The 16,876-nt window shown below is 35.1% G+C and carries 17 protein-coding genes; 8 read left to right on the top strand and 9 right to left on the bottom strand.

From position 1 onward, the window contains the following. Window positions 1–8: 8 nt before the first annotated feature. Genes hisF through rlmN form a run of 3 tightly spaced genes read left to right on the top strand, consistent with a single transcriptional unit; the run spans window position 9 to window position 2,360 of the window. Window positions 9–764 carry an imidazole glycerol phosphate synthase subunit HisF gene (gene hisF / locus CINF_RS01965; protein WP_179975552.1) on the top strand — a complete coding sequence of 252 codons (756 nt, stop codon included), beginning with the start codon at window positions 9–11 and terminating at the stop codon, window positions 762–764. Further along, window positions 761–1,306, top strand: a complete 546-nt coding sequence (locus CINF_RS01960; RefSeq protein WP_179975551.1) for a nucleoside phosphorylase-I family protein — start codon at window positions 761–763, stop codon at window positions 1,304–1,306. The genes hisF and CINF_RS01960 overlap by 4 nt, the downstream gene beginning before the upstream one ends. Then, the gene (gene rlmN / locus CINF_RS01955) at window positions 1,284–2,360 is read left to right on the top strand and encodes a dual-specificity RNA methyltransferase RlmN (protein WP_179975550.1); all 1,077 of its coding nucleotides are present in this window, start codon (window positions 1,284–1,286) and stop codon (window positions 2,358–2,360) included. Before CINF_RS01960 ends, rlmN begins: the two co-directional genes overlap by 23 nt. A gap of 161 nt (window positions 2,361–2,521) precedes the next feature. Here rlmN and CINF_RS01950 read toward each other — a convergent pair whose 3' ends face one another. From CINF_RS01950 to dut, 6 genes are all read right to left on the bottom strand, one after another. Continuing rightward, entirely contained in the window at window positions 2,522–3,067 is a 546-nt protein-coding gene (locus CINF_RS01950; protein WP_179975549.1) for a hypothetical protein, read from the bottom strand. Beyond that, on the bottom strand, window positions 3,064–4,092 hold the full coding sequence (locus tag CINF_RS01945; protein ID WP_179975548.1) for a hypothetical protein: 1,029 nt from the start codon (window positions 4,090–4,092) through the stop codon (window positions 3,064–3,066). The genes CINF_RS01950 and CINF_RS01945 overlap by 4 nt, the downstream gene beginning before the upstream one ends. A 7-nt stretch (window positions 4,093–4,099) precedes the next feature. After that, entirely contained in the window at window positions 4,100–5,593 is a 1,494-nt protein-coding gene (locus CINF_RS01940; RefSeq protein ID WP_179975547.1) for an MBOAT family O-acyltransferase, read from the bottom strand. Between the two features lie 85 nt (window positions 5,594–5,678). After that, on the bottom strand, window positions 5,679–7,487 hold the full coding sequence (locus CINF_RS01935; RefSeq protein ID WP_179975546.1) for a Na/Pi cotransporter family protein: 1,809 nt from the start codon (window positions 7,485–7,487) through the stop codon (window positions 5,679–5,681). After that, window positions 7,484–8,278 (bottom strand): EI24 domain-containing protein, encoded by a 795-nt coding sequence (locus CINF_RS01930; protein ID WP_179975545.1) that lies wholly within the window; start codon window positions 8,276–8,278, stop codon window positions 7,484–7,486. Before CINF_RS01930 ends, CINF_RS01935 begins: the two co-directional genes overlap by 4 nt. Continuing rightward, complete coding sequence (gene dut, locus CINF_RS01925) at window positions 8,278–8,976, bottom strand: dUTPase (protein ID WP_179975544.1); 699 nt, start codon at window positions 8,974–8,976, stop codon at window positions 8,278–8,280. Before dut ends, CINF_RS01930 begins: the two co-directional genes overlap by 1 nt. Before the next feature lie 71 nt (window positions 8,977–9,047). On the opposite strand from dut, the gene thiS reads away from it, so the two are divergent. Further along, entirely contained in the window at window positions 9,048–9,245 is a 198-nt protein-coding gene (thiS, locus tag CINF_RS01920) for a sulfur carrier protein ThiS (RefSeq protein WP_178697241.1), read from the top strand. A gap of 146 nt (window positions 9,246–9,391) precedes the next feature. On the opposite strand, the gene CINF_RS01915 is transcribed toward thiS, so the two are convergent. From CINF_RS01915 to CINF_RS01905, 3 genes are read right to left on the bottom strand one after another with little or no spacing between them, the layout of a single operon-like run. Beyond that, entirely contained in the window at window positions 9,392–10,309 is a 918-nt protein-coding gene (locus CINF_RS01915) for a c-type cytochrome (protein ID WP_179975543.1), read from the bottom strand. Next, window positions 10,306–11,577: a cytochrome b gene (locus CINF_RS01910; RefSeq protein WP_178697239.1), complete on the bottom strand. Its 1,272-nt coding sequence runs from the start codon at window positions 11,575–11,577 to the stop codon at window positions 10,306–10,308. The genes CINF_RS01915 and CINF_RS01910 overlap by 4 nt, the downstream gene beginning before the upstream one ends. A 9-nt stretch (window positions 11,578–11,586) precedes the next feature. Continuing rightward, complete coding sequence (locus tag CINF_RS01905) at window positions 11,587–12,096, bottom strand: Rieske 2Fe-2S domain-containing protein (protein ID WP_179975542.1); 510 nt, start codon at window positions 12,094–12,096, stop codon at window positions 11,587–11,589. 208 nt (window positions 12,097–12,304) lie between these two features. Here CINF_RS01905 and CINF_RS01900 point away from each other — a divergent pair, with 208 nt between their 5' ends. The 4 genes from CINF_RS01900 to CINF_RS01885 all read left to right on the top strand — a co-directional run bounded on the left by CINF_RS01900 (window position 12,305) and on the right by CINF_RS01885 (window position 16,835). After that, window positions 12,305–12,928 (top strand): hypothetical protein, encoded by a 624-nt coding sequence (locus tag CINF_RS01900; protein ID WP_179975541.1) that lies wholly within the window; start codon window positions 12,305–12,307, stop codon window positions 12,926–12,928. 97 nt (window positions 12,929–13,025) lie between these two features. Beyond that, window positions 13,026–13,265 carry a YlxR family protein gene (locus CINF_RS01895; protein WP_178697236.1) on the top strand — a complete coding sequence of 80 codons (240 nt, stop codon included), beginning with the start codon at window positions 13,026–13,028 and terminating at the stop codon, window positions 13,263–13,265. Beyond that, window positions 13,258–15,918 (top strand): translation initiation factor IF-2, encoded by a 2,661-nt coding sequence (gene infB / locus CINF_RS01890; RefSeq protein ID WP_179975540.1) that lies wholly within the window; start codon window positions 13,258–13,260, stop codon window positions 15,916–15,918. Before CINF_RS01895 ends, infB begins: the two co-directional genes overlap by 8 nt. A 134-nt stretch (window positions 15,919–16,052) precedes the next feature. After that, on the top strand, window positions 16,053–16,835 hold the full coding sequence (locus CINF_RS01885) for a phosphatidylserine decarboxylase (protein ID WP_179975539.1): 783 nt from the start codon (window positions 16,053–16,055) through the stop codon (window positions 16,833–16,835). Window positions 16,836–16,876: the final 41 nt, after the last annotated feature.

Genomic DNA, 16,876 nt, shown 5'->3' with positions numbered 1-16,876 from the left:
AGTAGAAAATGTTTGCAAAACGCATTATTCCTTGCTTGGATATAAAAAATGGCCGCGTGGTAAAAGGCACAAATTTTATAGAGTTAAAAGACGCTGGCGATCCAGTAGAAGTAGCAAAACGCTACAATGAAGAAGGTGCTGATGAGTTATGTTTTTTAGATATTACAGCAAGTTTTGAAGAGCGCAAAACTATTTTAGATATAGTTGAAAATGTAGCCAAAGAGTTGTTTATACCGCTCACAGTTGGTGGTGGCATAGCTAGCTTAGATGATATTTCGCGCCTTTTAAATGCTGGCTGTGATAAAATCAGCCTAAACTCAGCCGCCATCAAAAACCCAAAGCTAATCACACAAGCAGCGGCAAAATTTGGCTCACAATGCATAGTGGTTGCAATAGATGTAAAAGCAAGCGCAGATGAAAAATACAATGTTTTCATTCACGGCGGGCGCACTGATACTGGTCTTGATGCTTGTAAATGGGCGCAAATGGTGGCTAATTTAGGTGCTGGCGAAATTTTATTAACCTCAATGGACGCTGATGGCACAAAGGCTGGTTTTGATTTAAAAATCACTAAAAAAATATCACAAATGCTAAAAATTCCAGTAATCGCAAGTGGCGGAGCTGGCAAAATGGAGCATATTTTAGATGCTTTTAAAAATGGTGCAGATGCCGCACTAGCTGCTAGTATCTTTCACTACAAACAAATAAAAATCAAAGATTTAAAAAATTATCTAAGCCAAAATGGCGTGAGCGTGCGTTTATGAGCGTGCTTTATGTGTGTGCTGGCGGGGCTGAGAGCTTTGAAAATGCCTTTAATTGTGGCATAGGATTGATAAATGCTAGTATAAATTTAAGCAAATTTTTAGCCACGCAAAAGCACTTGCCACAAAAGCTTGTATTTATCGGCACTTGCGGACTTTATGATAAAAGCAAAGAACTTTTTAGCATAATTAAGAGCCAAAACGCCACAAATATTGAAATTTCAGCACTCTTAAACCTGTCTTATTCGCCCATAATCTCCGCACAAAATCAGCAAAATTCCACCATAAACTCATCAAATTTTATATGCAAAGATTTAAATATAGCTAAAAAATTTAGTCAAATAAACTTAGTGGCTGAAAATATGGAATTCTACGCTGTGTGCGAGGTCGCAAAGGCTTTTAATTTAGAATGCGAGGGCGTGTTTTGCGCTAGTAATTATTGCGAAAATAACGCGCACGAGCAGTTTTTGGCAAATCACGCAAAAGCCATAGAAATTTTAAAAAATTATTTAGAGCAAGAAAATGAAAAATATTTTAGATTTTAGCTTAAATGAGCTTGAAAATTATTTTATTAACGAGCTAAAAGAGCCAAAATTTCGCGCTAAGCAAGTATTTGAATGGATTTATAAAAAAGGCGTGAATGATTTTAGCGCGATGACAAATCTAAACAACGCGTTAAAAAATAATTTACAAAACACCTTTTACATCGATAGCGTAGAGCCTGTAAAATGCCAGCAAAGCAATGATGGCTCGAAAAAATATCTTTTTAAATTAAAAGATGGCAAATGCATTGAAAGCGTGCTTTTGCCGATGAAAGATGAGATTATTGATGAAAATGGCAAGCTTATGCGCCACAAACGCTACACCATTTGCGTTAGCTCGCAAGTAGGCTGTAAAATGGGCTGTGCGTTTTGCTACACGGCAAAAGGTGGCTTTGTAAGAAATTTAAGTGCTGGTGAGATTGTAGGGCAAATTTTAAAAATCAAACGCGAAAATGCCATCGCGTATGAACGGCGCGTAAATATCGTATATATGGGTATGGGTGAGCCTTTGGATAATTTAGAAAATCTAACAAAAGCCATAGAAATTTTAAAACACAATGACGCTCTTGCAATTAGCCCTAGACGCCAAACCATCAGCACTAGCGGGCTTGCAAGCCAGATTAAAAAGCTAGGTGAGCTTGATTTGGGCGTGCTTTTGGCCATTTCACTTCATGCTGTAAATGATGAACTAAGACAAAGCCTAATGCCAATCAATAAAGCCTACAATATCGCAGCTATTATGCAAGCTGTGCGCGAGTTTCCAATAGATATGCGAAAGCGCGTGATGTTTGAGTACTTACTACTTGGTGGCGTAAATGACCGCATTTGCGATGCTAAGGCACTTTTGGGATTATTAAATGGCATTAAAGCAAAGGTTAATTTAATACTTTTTAATCCGCACGAAGGCAGCGAGTTTAGGCGCCCTAGCCTAAAAAACGCGCAAGATTTTAGGGATTTTTTACAAGCAAAGGGGCTAACTTGCACGATTAGACAAAGCAAAGGGCTTGATATTAGCGCAGCTTGCGGTCAGTTAAAAGCGCAAAATGAAAAATCCTAAATTAAAATTTTAAACTCTAAAATATCGCGTTTTTGTTGCTATTTGTTTTTTTAATGCGGGCTAATTTTTATAAATGATTAGCGCGTATTCTGGGCTGTATTGTGAAATTTTAAATTAAAACAGGCTAAATTTTAAAATTTTAAAACAAGCTAAAATAATTTTTAAATTTCATAAAATTTAGCATTTATCATAAATGTGCCCTGCTCTTTGCTATCAAAAATTATTCTTAGCATTTCATCAGCTGACATAAATATAAAACCCAAAATCACACTTAGCAAGATAATCAAACAAACAATCACCGCTAGCCAAATCACCCAAATATTACGCCCGCCATTTGAAACTAAAAAGGCGTCATTTTGCATATTTAGCGACTCCACAAAACTCTTACAAACGAGATATTTAGCACAAATCCCACAAACTATCATAATCGCAAATCCAACTATTGGCATTAGATTTAGAAAAAATATCACAAGGGCAAAGATGTATTGCTTTCTATAAAGCGCCCAAAGCCAGCCCATAAAAAATCCCCACCACGACCAAGTAGCACCAAATACAATGCCAACTCCACCGCTTTTAGCAAAAAATTTCTCACAAGCTTGCGCGTAAGTTTCTACATTTTCTGGCGTGCCTAAAAATAAAGCCAACTTTCTTCTAAGAGTAATTGGATCTTTAAAAATTTCCTTTGAGTAATCATTCATATAAGTCATTTTTGTCCTTTAAGGTAAATTTTAATGCTTTTTGCAAGCTGGGCTGAGCGCAACGCCCTGCCTGCTTTATTTAAGTGATATTGCGTATCAAGCATATATTTATCTGGATCGTCAAAATAGCTATCTTTATAATCGCCTATAAAATCAAAGCCATAGCTTCTAACTAAAATTTTAATATCATCTAAAAACTCTTTAAACTCAGCCCCGCCATCAAGGCTAAAATCATAACAACCTTTACCATTTACATTAGGATAAGTAAAAACCACCTTTGCGCCGGTTTTTTGGCTTAAAGTTTGTAAATCTTTTAAATTTTTTATAAATTTTTCATCGATTTTGCCCTTAAAATCATTTTTAAAAAGATATTGTAAGCAAGGGATTTTCACATCAGCTCCGGGTGGGAAATTTTTTTCATCATAATCAAAATCTCCCCTAGTTTTTATTAAATCATCAATGCTGGTTAAATTAGCTTTTTTCAAACTAAAATTTTCATCTTTCATTAGCATTTTTAGATTTTTTTTGGCTTTTTTAAAGCTTTGGGCGTTGTCTATTAAAGAAAAAGAATAAGCTATTTTGATTTTTTCAAATAAAGAAAAATAAGAAAAATAAGTATTATAATGCCCGCTTAATAAGCTTTCAACCACAGGCTTTGTGGTAAAATCATTTAAATAATATTTATATTCAAGCGGCAGAATAATTAAATCGCCTTTGTGCGCGGTTTTTGCTAATCTAGGGATTTTGTATTCAAGTGGCACGCCTGCATAATCGCCTAAGTTTATGGTAAAAATCCCAAGCTCTTTTTCTATATCGCGGGCATTTATGCTAAATCTCGTGCCTGAGCCTGCATCGATTAAAATTCTATTTTTATCCTTGCTATTTTCTAGCGTAATTATTTTATTTGCATAAAGCTCATCAAAATAATCCAGCCCCGCTAAATATCCAATCCCCATAAAATACAAAGGCAATAAAATCGCCAAAATAAACCCAATTAAAATAAAATTTAGAACAAATTTTTTATATTTTTTCATTATTATCCTAAAAATTAAAATACAAAAACGCACTTACGCCAGCATCTCTACTAGATAAAAACACAAGGGCTAGCATAATCCAAATCCAAAGCATAGTTTTTTTGCTAAAACCTGCTTTTAGCACTAGCTCTTGCGAGTTTTTAGCTAGTAAAACCGCTAAAAAAATTATAAAAAATAAAGCAAAAATAAAACTATGCACCCAAATAAAATTATACACTCCACTAGCACTAACTAATTTATTATTTATAAAATACACCAAAATACTAAGGCTATCATTGATTTTAGCTATAAAATCAGTGCTTAAACTAAATCCATTTTCTAAGCTAAACATCGCGCCAAGCACCTTAAATGCGCTATTTATATCATTAGCTCTAAAAAATACCCAAGCGATATTTACAAAATTAAATGTAATAAACCAAGCTAAAATTTTATTCATTTTGCCAAAATGCAAGCTATAAAAACGCGCTATAACAATGCCAATGCCATGCATACAACCCCAAATCACAAAGGTCCAGCCAGCTCCATGCCAAATACCGCCTATTAAAAACACCAAAAATAAATTAACATAAAGCCTAGCCTCGCCCACGCGATTACCGCCTAGTGGTATATAAATATAATCCCTTAAAAAGCGCGAAAGCGTCATATGCCATCTATGCCAAAAATCACCTATATTTGTAGCTTTATATGGAGAATTAAAATTTAGAGGCAAAACTATATTAAACATATATGATATTCCTATTGCCATATCAGTATATCCGCTAAAATCAAAATATAGTTCAAAAGTATATGAAAGCGAGCTTACCCAAGCATCAAGCAGGCTTAAATTACTAGCGCTATCAAAGCCGTAATTAGCAAAATGCGCAAAAAAATCCGCCACGCAAACTTTTTTAAACAAACCCATAGAAAATAAAAAAAGGCCTATGCTTATGTTTTTGTAGTGAATTTTTTTACGGCGTAGATTTGCAAATTGTGGCATCATTTCAGCATGATGGATTATAGGACCAGCTAGTAAATGCGGAAAATAAGTAACGAATAAAGCATAATTTATAAAGCTTTTTTCTCTTACAAAACCACGCCAGCAATCCACCAAAAATGCAATCTGCGTAAAGGTAAAAAAGCTAATCCCAAGTGGCAAAACTATATGCATTAGCGGCACATCAGCGCCAAAAATCCCATTAAAATTTTCTATAAAAAAATCAGTATATTTATAATAACACAAAAGCGCGATATTAGAAATTATGCCAAAAGCAAGCAAGCTTTTATGTTTTTTTTGTGAGTTTTTAACCTGCTCGCACAGCCTTTGACCGATGAAAAAATTAAAAGTAAATGAAGCCACAATCAAAGGCACATAAATAAAATTCCAATATCCATAAAAAACAATAGAAGCTATGGTTAAAACAGCCGTTGCAAGCTTAATTAATCTAAGCTTAGCCAAGCCAAAATATAAAATAAAAATTATAGGCAAAAAAACAAATATAAACTCAAAAGAATTAAAAAGCATTTAGTTTAACCTTAAATTATTACGCCATAAATTTGCTAAATTTTAAAATTTATCTAGCAAATTTTAATTACTAGATAAATTAGATTTAATTTTTCGCTGGTTTTTCTTGGTTAGCTTTTGTTTGCTTGCTTGGACCAACTTCATCTATTAGCTTAATTGCTGGCGTTTGGTATTTTTTAAGCACCACCACAACCTCTTTTAATAATTTCACACTTGATCTAACAAGAGCAGTATCATTCATTAAAGAAGTAGCAATGCTACCTGAAATGCGTTTATCGCGCAATAAAACATCAAGGTGTAATTCTTCATATTCTAGCATTTGGGTTAATTGATCTAAGGATTTTAGTTTTTCGTCTGTATCAAAATCTCCATTTTCATCAAGCGGAGCATTTATCGCCTCATAAACTGCTCGCAAACCAAATAAAATTTTAACACGCAATTTATCATAAGCTTCTTTTGCGTCTTTGTTTTGGCTGTTTATAAAGCGATAAAAATTTGGCTGAGAGTTTTTAATGTCTTTTAAAGTTTCAGCCAAGATAAGCGCTAAACGCCTAATATCCATAAATTTATTTACATCTTCTGGTTTGGCATTTTGCGTGGCTTCTATATCGTATTCTATAATTTCATTATAAATTGCTTTAAAGCGGTTATTATAAAGTTCATCAAAATTTATATCCATAGCACGGTTTCGTTGTGCTATTACCTCGCCTATTGGCTGGGTACTGTTGATATCGGATTTTGAGATTGAGATGGATTTTGCGATGATTGAGCTAGCATTATCATACAAATGGCCTAGCTCTTTTACTAGCACATTTAAAGCTGAATCGCTAAATTTTAATGCTTCGTCTGTTAGATAAATGGCAGTTGAGATTTTTGAGCGTTCTTTTTTGGCGACTATGTATTTATTTAGCATTTTTGCCATCACGCTAGTTAAAGGATAAAATATCAACACACCAAGGATTTGAAAATAGCTATTAAATATCGCTAATTTCATTGTGTAATCATTACTATCTATATTCATCAAAACAGCAGTATAATCAGTAAGCCATAAAAAGAAATTCACACAAATAAGCATTAAAATCGCCGTGGTGAAGTTAAAAATCACATGCGCTACTGTTAGCTTGCGACCTTCGATATTTGCGCTTATTCCGCCAATTATCGCCATTATGGTAGAGCCTACATTTGAGCCTATTACAATGGCTACTGAGTTTTCATAGCTAATTTGTGTAGCACTTAAGGCTGTGATGGCTAGGGTTATTGTAGCGTGTGAGCTTTGCATTATCATTGTGATGATTATACCAATCAAAAAATACACCAATAAACCAGCAACGCCACTCATAGCATATTGACTTAAATCTATTGTTTTTTTAATATCATCAAAACCGCTTTTCATATAGTGAATACCCATAAAAAGCAAGCCTATACTAAATAAAAATAGCCCAAAACCCTTTAAGCCTTTTGTGCTTGAAGTAGAACAAAATAGCCCAACAATTATCATCGGCGTAGCATACACGGCTATGTCTATTTTTAAGCCCACAGCTGCTACTAGCCAGCCACCAGTTAAACAGCCTAAATTTGCGCCAAAAATTATCGCAAGCCCAGCTACTAAACTAATAAGCCCAGCGCTTAAAAATGAAATTGCTAACACGCTAACTAGCCCGCTTGATTGCATCAAAGTGCAAGTCCCAAAACCAAAAGCAAAGGCACTAAAACGCGTTTTTGTCATTTTTTTAAGAAAAACATCTATACCAGTAATTAGCTTAAAACTAGAATTAAGCACGCTCATAGCATATAAAAATATACAAACACCATATATAATAGGCGTAACTTTACCACTAAAATACATAGTCGCACAAAGAGCTAACAAAAACAAGTAAAATAATATGCTTTTCACTTTTGTAACCTTATAAAAATTAAATGCGAAAAAACAGACACAAAATACAGCTGTAAAAACAAACCCAAAAAAGGCACCAAACACAACAAATAAAAGCCAAAAGCTATTAGCTTAAACCAAAAGGTGCTACCACTGCTAATAAGAGCGTAAAACTCATCTTCATTAGCACAAGCAGAACTTACATCTATAAACATAAATTTATAAAAAAGATAAAAAAACGCCATATTAAAGGCTATTAAATTAAGCACCGGCACAAAAAACACACACAAAGCACATAGCAACAACAAAACAAATTTTAAAAGCACAAGGGCGTAAATTTTAATCAAACTAATAGCACCTACGCTTTTTAAAATATCCTTTTTATAATATTTTGCGTTTATATCTTTGCTAATAATCGGCGTAAAAAACCCAGCCAGCACACTAGAAAAAAAAGCAGATAGCACAAGAGCAAAAAAAATGCCAAAAACATAAAAACTAAGCAAAAAAACATAATTTAAAATATTTTCAACCAGCCCGCTTAAAAAAGCAGAATTTGCCACAAAACCAAAACCCAAAAGCCATTGCGAAACGCTGCTTTGTGCGTTATTTGCAAAATACGACAATAAGGTCAAAAACAAAGCAGATGAAAACAAAAAAGGCAAGATTGACAAAGCAAGCATTTTTTTAGTAAAAAAATCATTAAAGCTAAGTCTTAAAACTCTTAAAACGCCCTTTATATCATCTTTTTTAGCTTCTGTGGAGGTTTTTATAGCCTTAAAATCCTTTAAAGTATTCAAAATTTCATCTTTCATTAAGCGTTTTTATAAGCTTGCTCTAAGGCCAAATAAATTTCATCAATTTCAAAATTTGGCTTTTTAAGCATATTTATAAGCAATTCGCTTAATATTTCATTATCCTCGCGCCCAGCCCATATTTTTTTATAGCTACCATCTTTATAGCCGTGATCTTGGCGAAATTTATTTAAGACATTTTTGCCTATGTAATTATTAAAAAGCGTTTTTAAATTTACACCGCATTTTAACGCCAAGGCAAAAAAATTACTTAAAAGCACGGCAAAATCAATGCTTGGGATACTCGTTTGATGAATTAAAAGTTCAATTTCATTCATAATCTCATATTGATTATAAGCGTTTATATTATAAGCTTCCTTACAAAACTCCAAAAATGCTCTGTTTGCGGCTATTTCATCAGTTAGGGCATCTAGGCTTTGCCTTGCTTTATTTGCTTCTAAAATCAAACTCATCACAAAATGCCAAATATCTGTAATCTCAATGGCTACATTTTGCGTATTTACTTGCGTAGTGATGTTTTTCCAATGCTTCCACGCAAAACTATCAATTAACTCCGCACACTCCATATAAATACAACGCCGCCAATTTATCAGCTTGCCTTCTTTGCTTAATCCATTCTCCCAGCCGATGCCGTTAGTTTCATCATTTAATCGTTGCTGCATTTGTAGCATTTTAAGTAACATAGCTTTATTTTTCATTTTATCACTTTATAAAAAAAATGGCCGATTATACAAAAATTGCGCTAAAATTAGGCTAAAAAAGGACAAAAATGCAAGTATTCATCAATTCAGCGCCCATTACCACAACAGCACTAACACTAAATGAACTTTTAAAAACGCAAGGATTTAATTTAGATAAAATCGCCGTTGAATGCGATAAAATCATCATTTCACGCTCAAAATGGCCGGAGTTTAAACTACAAAATAATATGCGTTTTGAAGTGGTTAGTTTTGTCGCTGGTGGTTAAAATTTGAGATTGTAAATTTTAAAATTTAAGATTATAAATTTTAAAATTTTAATTAAAAAATAAAATGCTTAACTTAAAATAAACTTGCTTGCTAATTTAGCAAGCAAGTAAAATTTGCCTAAACCAAAGCGCTTAAAGCTGAAATTTTAATGTAATTTTTCCCAAATTTTGCGTTTCCACAGCGTAGCAAATATCGCAAGAATCAAAAAATATCCCATCAAATAATATCCTAAACTTTCGCGCTCTTCTTTTTTACTATCGCCAGTAGCACTCATAAAGCTAAGCACTTGTTTTTGCGTGCTTTGTTTTAGTCCCACGCGTGGCATAGCTGTCCCAGCAAGCATTTTTTGCGGATCGTTAATAAAATCATTTAAATACTGCGTGCTACGGCTGCGAATATACATAGACAAATCAGGCGGTGTAGTGCCTAAATATTTGCTTATTTCTTTTTTATTACCAGCAGGATACATTTTTGCATATTTCATATCATGGCAGCGCACGCAAGCTTCTTTAAATACCGCATCATCGCTCATAGTTTTTGGCGCGATGCTTTTTAAATACGCCACTATATCGGCAATTTCTTCATTTAAATCGCCACCCGCGCCAAAAAACGCCGGCATTTCAAATGGATTTTCATCATTAAATTTATGCGTTAATTTCATAGCCTTGGCAGGATCTTTAATCAATCCAGCTAGAAATTTTTCATCATAAAGATAAGCGATATTACTCAAATCAGCAGGCGCTACGCTTAATCCGCTTACTGATGTTTTAGGGTCCATAGGGTTATCGATGCCAGCTTTTTTAATACCGTGGCAACCAGTACAGCCTGCCATTTGGATTATCTCAGCACCACGCGCTGCATCACCCTTACTTAAATCAATAGCATTAACCTCACTCCAAAAGTTCTTAATGCTCTCATCTTTCATTTCATCATCTGCTTTGACAAAATTAAATTGCGCAGGCTCTACATGTGGATTCATCACAGAATGCGCATAAGGCTCAACACCTATATAAATAAGAGCCGTTACAGCAACTACTATAATAAATGCGGTTAGTTCTTTCATTTTGCGCCTCCACTAGCTTTTTTGCGCTCAGCAATACTAACAAGCGGTAAAACCACTAAAAGCAATAGCAAGAATCCAAGCGATGCCACAAAGCCAATATAATTATTTATGCCCTCAGGTGGCAATTTCCCATAAATAGTAAGCACAATAAGATCAATCACCAAAAGCCAAAACCAGATAAAAAAGCCAGGGCGCTTATGAGCTGGTGCTACTACATCGCTTCTATCATATAACGGCATAAAAATCAGTGAAATTCCAGCAAAAGCCATTGCTAGCGAGCCAATATCTGCTGCTTTTAGCGTCATAAAGCCTAGCGGAATATCAAAGAAAAAGCCGCGTAAAATTTCATACTGCCACAAAAAATACCATTCAGGATAAATATGAGTAGGCGTTTTGCTAGGGTTTGCTGGATCAAAATTTATAGGATCCATAGCAAAACCAAAATGAAAACACACCAAATACATAAAGAAAATCATAAAAAAGCTTACATACATAAAGTCCTTGCTTAAAAACGCAGGCCAAAATGGTATAACTTTGCTTTCTTTTGTTTGTCCTTGTAAATATTTTTGCGCTTCTAATTCAAAATCTATTTCTTCGCCTTCTAGGTTATTGACATGTGGAACGCGAAGGGCATAAAAGTGCAAAACTATGGTCATAATAATCACAATAGGCAGCAAACAAACATGCAACATAAAAAATCTAGTAAGAGTAGGATCACTTACGGCAAAATCGCCCCTAATCCACTCTACCAAGGCCGGACCAATCACAGGCACACCGCCAAAAAGATTAGTAATAACCATAGCCGCCCAGTAGCTCATTTGCCCCCAAGGTAGCATATATCCACTAAATGCCTCAGCTGAGAAAATAAGAAAAAGCAACATTCCACTAATCCATATCATCTCGCGCCCTTTTTTATAAGAACCATAATAAATTCCCACAAAAGCGTGAATATAAATAATTAAAAAAATCACAGACGCTGCCACAGCGTGTAAATGTCGCCATAGCCAACCATACTCAACCTCTTGCATAATAGTATAATTTACACTATCAAAAGCCAAATTTGCATCAGGCTTATAATACATCACAAGCATTAAACCAGTAATAAAAAGCACGGTAAATAGCACTGTTAAAATAACACCCATAGCCCATAAAAAGCTTATGTTTTTTGGTATCCAGTATTGCCCTGCTAAAACATTCCATAGCTTTGTAATCGCAATTCTTTGATCAAACCAATCTTTTACGCTCGTAGCCTTTGTAATATGTGCCATTTCTCCCCCTTACGCTTTTGCTTGATTTACAAGCTTATCATACTCAGGGCCAGTTTCGCCAAGGACGAGTTTAGTGCCGTCTATTCTAAATGGTGGGATATCAAGCGGACGAGGTGGCGGGCCAAAAAGATTTACTCCACTTTCATCAAACACACCGCCATGACAAGCACACACAAACTGCTTTTGACTCGGGCGCCAGCTAGGAATACAGCCCAAATGCGTGCATAAGCCTATACTAAGCATATAGCGCGCTCCGTCTATTATCACATCACGACTATCATTTGCTTTCATATCTGCTGATTTTTTAATTATAAAAATCGGCTTTTTGCGCCATTCTACTTGATGGAGCACACCTTCTTGCATAGGGCTAAGATCCACGGTGGTAAAACCTGCTGCCTTTACACTAGGCAACGGATCCCAAGATTTTTTCATACCAGCTAGCATAAAAACACCGCCCACAGCTGCAACCGCACCAAAACTTAACCCGATAAAATCGCGTCTTTTTTGTTCTACAGCCATTTTCGTCCTTTCATTAAAATTTTAAAAATGCGGATTATATCATTTTAAATTTGAAATCTTTTTTAAATATAGTGCTAAATTTTATATAAAATCACCATCAAAAAAATAAAATTTTAAATAAAAATTGAGTGCAAATCAATAATTTTTAACATTCTATTAACAATAAAATGAAAACATACGCCAAATTTTAAAATTTAAAGGATAGATTATGAGTTTTAAACACACTAAAATTTTAATCCCGTTTTTTGAGTTTTGCTTGATAATCGCGCTTTTGCCATCTCTTGCTTGGTGCGCGCTTATTTTCGTTAAAAATCCTATGCTTTATAAACTTATTATGGATGATGATAGCGTGGTTTTTGCCCTTAGTTTTTTTGGCTTGTTTTGTGTTTTAAAATTTGCTTTTATTTTTATTCTTGCTAAACAAAACCCAAATGAAGCACTTTTACATAATTTTATTTCAGGGCTTATAACTATGATTTTATCGAGCATTTTTGCACTTTTTGGGCTTTGCTTTGGCTTTGATATTTATTTGCTTGGAGGATTATTTTATGCTCAAAATATCACCCAAGCTAGCACTATAATAGGTTCTATTTTGCTGATTTTGGCTGCAATTAGTGCGATTTTTAGCTTATATTACAATTTTAATCTTTATAAAATTTTAAGCAAAATCACAAATAGCAAGCTTTTTATGCTTTCATTTAGCTTTTTAGCTCTTGGCATTTTTACTTTGTTTTTCTTTTTTGGCTCTATTTTTGTGGTAATTTCAAGCATTTTAGAATTATTTGCATTTAAAAATTTAGAATTAAAAAATAAAACTATTTATAATGTGTAATAAAATTTTAAAAAAGTTAGCAAAAATTAAATAAAATTTTTAAATTTATGCTCTTTTTTTTATAAATCCGCTATAATGCCAGCTTTTAAGGCTAAAAATGCGTAAATTCCACAAAGCTATTAGAATGTGTATAGCATGCAAAAAAAGAGATTATCAGCACCTTTTAAAGCGCTTTGCTTGCGTTGATAGCAAATTAGTCTCAAATCCTAAAAATATGCGTTCATTTTATCTTTGTGATGATTGCATAGCCACAAAAGATGAGAAAAAATTAAGCAAAATACTTTCACGGCTTAAAATAAGCTTTGCAAGCTTAAAGGAGATTTTAAAATATGTCTAACACGGTAAAACTAAGCGATATCGCGGCAGATTTAGGATATGAAGCCAAAGATATAGTCGCAAAGGCCCTCGAACTTGATATAAGCGTAAAAAACGCCACTTCAAAAGTAAGCGTAGAAGATGCCGGAGCAATTTATGATTATATAACAAGCGGGCAGATACCAAAGCTTATCTTAGATAGAAGATCTAGCAAAAAAGCCGAAACTAAACCAAAAAAAGATGAAAATAAAGAAAAAGCCAAAAAGCCATCTGCTCAAAAAACAAAAGCAAAAAATGAAGATAAGGCTAGTAACACCGCCACAAAAAGCACAGCTAAAAAAAGCCAAAAACCAAGCCAGCCAAACCCAGAAATTTTAAATCCAAGTCAAAATTTAAGCACAATAACCCCACAAATCAAAGAAGAAACCAAAGTAAGCGAGCAAACCCAAGTAAGCGAGCAAACCCAGCCAAACCAAAACGCACCAAGACGCCGTGGCTTAATGATAGTAAGAAAAAAACAAAACCCAGAGCAAAAACCAAGCATACAAAGCCCATTACAAGAGCAAAGCAAACGCCTTGAATCTATGTTTTCATTAAATACAGATGAAATAATCCATAAAAAGAAAAAAGAAAAAAAGCAAATCCCACAAACTAGCAAAAAAGAAAATTCTCAAAGACTTGATTTTATGGGAAATTTTGGTGCTGATATAGTAATAGATGATGAAAATGTGGTGGTTTTACCAGATTTAACCCTTAAACCAATAGAAGTAGAGCGCCAAAGCACAAAAAAACAAGTAAATGTTTATAAAACTTCACAAAATACAAACTTTAATTACGAAGGCAGCATAGCTCGCAGCGGCCGCAAAAAGCACAAAAAAACCATCAAAAGCGCAGATAATGACACAGTAACTAGCATACAAATCCCTAGCGATGTGCGCCTTTATGAGTTTGCCGATAAGATTAAAAAAAGCGTTGGCGAGGTGATGAGCAAGCTTTTTGGACTTGGCAAAATGACCACAAAAAATGATTTTTTGGATAAAGATGAGATTGAAATTTTAGCTGAGGAATTTGGCGTGGAGGTTGATATTATCGATGAAAGCGCGCAAATTGATTATGTAAAAGCCTATGATGAAAACACAAATACCAATCAAAGCACGCTAAGCGAGCGCGTGCCAGTAGTTACTATAATGGGACATGTAGATCATGGTAAAACTAGCTTGCTTGATTATATCCGTAATTCTCGCGTAGCAAGCGGTGAAGCAGGCGGTATAACTCAGCATGTAGGCGCATATATGGTAGAAAAAAATGGGCGCAAGATCACTTTTATTGATACCCCAGGGCATGAAGCTTTTAGCGCTATGCGCGCACGCGGCGCAAATGCTACTGATATCGCCATTATCGTAGTAGCTGCTGATGATGGAGTAAAACCACAAACAAAAGAAGCCATCGCTCACGCAAAAGCCGCGAATGTGCCTATAATCATCGCTATAAATAAAATGGATAAAGAAAATGCAAATCCAGATTTAGTAAAAACCGGCCTTGCTGATTTAGGCGTGCTTACAAGAGATTGGGGCGGGGAGTATGAGTTTGCTAGTATTTCAGCAAAAACCGGCGCAGGCATAGATGAATTACTTGAAATCGTGCTTTTACAAGCTGAGCTTTTAGAGCTTAAAGCCGATGCGAACAAGCTTGCCAAAGCTACCATAATAGAAAGCTCACTTCAAAAAGGTCGCGGCCCAGTAGCAACCGTAATAGTTCAAAACGGCACATTAAAAGTAGGCGATATAATAGTAGCTGGCGTAGCGCACGGCAAAATCAGAGCATTAAATGATGATTTGGGCAAGCCTCTTAAAGCCATAGGACCTGGCGAATGTGGCGTTATAATAGGTCTTAGCGAGGTTCCAGATGCTGGCCAAACCTTAATAAGCGTAAATAGCGACAAAGAAGCCAGAGATTATGCTGCTAAACGCCATGAATATTTGCGCCAAAAAGAATTAAGCAAATCAACCAAAGTAAGCCTAGAAGAATTAAGCGCAAAAATCGCCGAAGGTGCGCTAAAAAGCCTGCCTGTAATCATCAAAGCCGATGTGCAAGGCTCGCTTGAAGCAATTCGCGCAAGCCTAGAAAAGCTTAGAAATGATGAAATTAAAGTAGATGTGATTCATCAAGGCGTAGGCGGTATCAGCCAAAGCGACATCGCCCTTGCTAGTGCTAGCGAAAATTGCGTGGTTTTAGGCTTTAACATACGCCCAACTGGCGAGGTAAAAGAGCTAGCCAAAGAACGAGGCGTGGAGATTAAAACATATAGCGTTATTTATAATTTGCTTGATGATGTTAAAGCGCTTTTAGGTGGCTTGATGAGCCCTGTAATCACACAAGAAGAACTAGGCCAAGCAGTAATAAAACAAGTAATCAATGTGCCAAAAATAGGCCAAATCGCAGGTTGTATGGTAACTGATGGCACGATAAATAGAGGCGCTAAAATCCGTGTGATCCGCGATGGCGTGGTGATTTTTGAGGGCAATGTAAGCTCGCTAAAACGCTTTAAAGATGATGTACGCGAAGTCGCTAAGGGCTATGAGTGTGGGGTTGGCATCGAAGGCTATAACGATATGCGCGAGGGCGATTATATAGAAAGCTATAAAGAAATAAGCTCACAAGCAGTGCTTTCATAAATTAAAAATCATCTAAAACGCGCAATTATACAAATTTTAAACGCCTTGAAATTTTAAAATTTCAAGGCTGTTTTAAAATTTTAATCATTAAAATTTAACGCACAATAGCATAAAATAATTTTATAAGGTTCTAAATGCTACAAAATGCCATTTCTCATTATTTTGGCGTGCTTTGCGCTAAAAAATTCCCAAGAGCAATTCAAAATTTCATAAACAAAAGCTATGTGAATTATTTTAAGATAGATTTAAGTGAGTTTTTGCCAGCAAGCAATTATGATAGCTTGAATGCGCTTTTTACGCGCTCGTTAAATCAACCTCGCAAGCTTGATGAAGGTTTTATTAGCCCAAGTGATGGCAAAATCTTTTACGCAGGCAAAGGCGCACACAATCAAGCTTTTAGCATAAAAAACTGCGATTATAATGTAAGTGAGCTTCTAGGGCTTAATGAAAATGAATTAAACGATGGTTTTGATTATGTTGGCATTTATCTTAGTCCGCGAGATTATCATCATTTTCACGCACCTTGTGATTTTGAGCTTTTGGGCGCTAAGTATATGCCAGGCGCACTTTGGAGCGTATCAAAAGCCCTTTTAAAAAAAGTAAAAAATCTTTATGCTAAAAATGAACGCGTGGTTTTAGAATGTAAAAGTAAGGATAAAATCTTTTGGCTAGTATTTGTAGGCGCGCTAAATGTCGGTAAAATCAGCATCGATAAACTCCCACAAATCCAAACAAACGCCAAGCAAGGCCTAGCAAGCTATAAACTAAATGATATAAGCTACCAAAAAGGCGAGCATATTGGCAAGTTTGAATTAGGCTCAACCATCGTAATAATCGCACAAGATGGGTTTTTAAATCTCAAAATCCAAGAAGATCAAAGCATAAAATACGCGCAAAATATCGCTGATTTTAAATAAAATTTAGCTCATTAAAAACAAATCAGCGATAAATTAACTCA

Source organism: Candidatus Campylobacter infans (assembly GCF_013416015.1).
GTDB classification, from domain to species: domain Bacteria; phylum Campylobacterota; class Campylobacteria; order Campylobacterales; family Campylobacteraceae; genus Campylobacter; species Campylobacter infans.
The sequence above is the reverse complement of the archived record's forward strand: the minus strand, read 5'-3'. Positions and strand labels throughout refer to the sequence as shown.

Excerpts from the sequence above, each read along its gene's own strand:
- hisF (WP_179975552.1), top strand. The coding sequence starts at position 9 with ATGTTTGCAAAACGCATTATTCCTTGCTTGGATATAAAAAATGGCCGC.
- CINF_RS01960 (WP_179975551.1), top strand. The coding sequence starts at position 761 with ATGAGCGTGCTTTATGTGTGTGCTGGCGGGGCTGAGAGCTTTGAAAAT.
- rlmN (WP_179975550.1), top strand. The coding sequence starts at position 1,284 with ATGAAAAATATTTTAGATTTTAGCTTAAATGAGCTTGAAAATTATTTT.
- CINF_RS01950 (WP_179975549.1), bottom strand. The coding sequence starts at position 3,067 with ATGACTTATATGAATGATTACTCAAAGGAAATTTTTAAAGATCCAATT.
- CINF_RS01945 (WP_179975548.1), bottom strand. The coding sequence starts at position 4,092 with ATGAAAAAATATAAAAAATTTGTTCTAAATTTTATTTTAATTGGGTTT.
- CINF_RS01940 (WP_179975547.1), bottom strand. The coding sequence starts at position 5,593 with ATGCTTTTTAATTCTTTTGAGTTTATATTTGTTTTTTTGCCTATAATT.
- CINF_RS01930 (WP_179975545.1), bottom strand. The coding sequence starts at position 8,278 with ATGAAAGATGAAATTTTGAATACTTTAAAGGATTTTAAGGCTATAAAA.
- dut (WP_179975544.1), bottom strand. The coding sequence starts at position 8,976 with ATGAAAAATAAAGCTATGTTACTTAAAATGCTACAAATGCAGCAACGA.
- thiS (WP_178697241.1), top strand. The coding sequence starts at position 9,048 with ATGCAAGTATTCATCAATTCAGCGCCCATTACCACAACAGCACTAACA.
- CINF_RS01915 (WP_179975543.1), bottom strand. The coding sequence starts at position 10,309 with ATGAAAGAACTAACCGCATTTATTATAGTAGTTGCTGTAACGGCTCTT.
- CINF_RS01910 (WP_178697239.1), bottom strand. The coding sequence starts at position 11,577 with ATGGCACATATTACAAAGGCTACGAGCGTAAAAGATTGGTTTGATCAA.
- CINF_RS01905 (WP_179975542.1), bottom strand. The coding sequence starts at position 12,096 with ATGGCTGTAGAACAAAAAAGACGCGATTTTATCGGGTTAAGTTTTGGT.
- CINF_RS01900 (WP_179975541.1), top strand. The coding sequence starts at position 12,305 with ATGAGTTTTAAACACACTAAAATTTTAATCCCGTTTTTTGAGTTTTGC.
- CINF_RS01895 (WP_178697236.1), top strand. The coding sequence starts at position 13,026 with ATGCGTAAATTCCACAAAGCTATTAGAATGTGTATAGCATGCAAAAAA.
- infB (WP_179975540.1), top strand. The coding sequence starts at position 13,258 with ATGTCTAACACGGTAAAACTAAGCGATATCGCGGCAGATTTAGGATAT.
- CINF_RS01885 (WP_179975539.1), top strand. The coding sequence starts at position 16,053 with ATGCTACAAAATGCCATTTCTCATTATTTTGGCGTGCTTTGCGCTAAA.